Origin of the sequence: Psychrilyobacter piezotolerans, from assembly GCF_003391055.1 — a bacterium.
Taxonomy (GTDB): domain Bacteria; phylum Fusobacteriota; class Fusobacteriia; order Fusobacteriales; family Fusobacteriaceae; genus Psychrilyobacter; species Psychrilyobacter piezotolerans.
Genome location: NZ_QUAJ01000071.1, coordinates 1 through 1,461 on the forward strand (window position 1 = coordinate 1; position 1,461 = coordinate 1,461).

General features: G+C 34.2%; 2 rRNA genes and 1 pseudogene. 2 read left to right on the forward strand and 1 reads right to left on the reverse strand.

Going from position 1 to position 1,461, the window contains the following annotated elements:
• Both DYH56_RS15665 and rrf read left to right on the forward strand, forming a co-directional pair.
• Positions 1 to 126: ribosomal RNA gene (locus tag DYH56_RS15665) — 23S ribosomal RNA — on the forward strand; the annotation flags it as partial.
• Between the two features lie 205 nt (positions 127 to 331).
• Positions 332 to 448: ribosomal RNA gene (gene rrf / locus DYH56_RS15670) — 5S ribosomal RNA — on the forward strand.
• Positions 449 to 1,267: 819 nt separating this feature from the next.
• On the opposite strand, the pseudogene DYH56_RS16090 reads toward rrf, so the two are convergent.
• A pseudogene (locus DYH56_RS16090) lies at positions 1,268 to 1,461 on the reverse strand (YARHG domain-containing protein); the annotation flags it as partial.

Below are 1,461 nucleotides of genomic sequence, written 5' to 3' on the forward strand. Positions count from 1 at the left end.
CCAACTCAGAGATAAGTATTCTATCATTGATAAGTCACCTTGGAGACTACGAGGTTGATAGGTTGGGGGTGTAAGGGCTGTGAAGTCTTTAGCTGACCAATACTAATATGACGAACACTTAACCTAAAGCAAAATGATTTAGAATCTCAATATTCTAGATTTACGAAAGTAAATTTTAGAGATATTGGTGATGCCCTTTACGGGTAGAAAAGAGTTAATTTAAAAAACATTATTATATAGTTTTGAATGTACAACATTCATAAGAAAGTATGTCTAACGAAATTTTGTGATGAATTTAATTTATTGCTAAAAAATTTGTTAAGATAGTTAGCTTGGTAAGAAAAGCTACGGGGGTACACCTGGTCACATTCCGAACCCAGAAGTTAAGTCCGTAAACGCCGAAAGTACTTAGGGGGCAGCCCCTTGGGAGGATAGGAACTTGCCAAGTCTTTTTTATTTTTTGAAGAAATTCAAAAGAAGCTGAAAGAGTCATCGACTAATATTGATGGCTCTTTTTTTATGTACATGATCAAAAATAAAGCTCTACCATCTTCTTATGTTGCTCCCTCGTAGGGAGTAACAAAGTGGATGTAGTGAGGGTTATAAATTTCAGTATAATCTGCGACAAAAATAAAATTCTAAAGAGTCCCTCTTTAATACGGGTTCATTTCGGATGTCGCGAGTATTTTATTTTCTCTAATATTATTAGAAAAAATAAAAATGCGAAAAGAAACGAACCAAAGAAAATCAAGAAGGTTTCGACTCCTCCTTTTTATGGTTTCTCTCAAACCAGAGAAACCGAAGCTATAAGCATCTTGTCTTAGAAGGTAAGTCACGATCGTTGTTGTAGGAACAGTACTGCTGAAGCTCAACGACTATAAACTTCGATTAAAACCAAGAGAAAAGATTTTGATCTGTGTAGATTAAATATTTTTCTGTGTATCTCAAAGAGATCCGTGTTCAAAGGATTTAAAAGAAAGAAATAGAGCGCGAATGCTGTCGCATACACGGAAGGAATTCTGATGATCACAGATTTATTTTTTAGGTTAAAAGCAAAAAAAAGTAACCAAAAAGTGCCAGAAGTTTATCTTGCCAGATGATTATTGCAAAGTAGGACGACGATAAACTTTAAGAGGAAAGGTCAAAATAAATTTTTTAAATCTGTGTAATCTGCGACAAAAAAAAGGAGCTATCAAAATAAATTGATGACTCCTTTTTAGATTAAACACTGGTCTAATAGTTGCAGTTCATTTCTATGTTCTTAATATTAGCAGCTTGTTTTTTCTACTGCTATATATTCATTTTCTCCTAAGATAACTATTGCTTTCTCTTTGTTAGCATCATTTACTAGGATGATAGGTCCTGTACAACCCATTCCTGCTTCTGCATAGATCCCGTTTCTCATAAGTTCTAAAGCAGCATCATCTAAGTCCATAATGTCTATTCCAGATATTTGCGCTG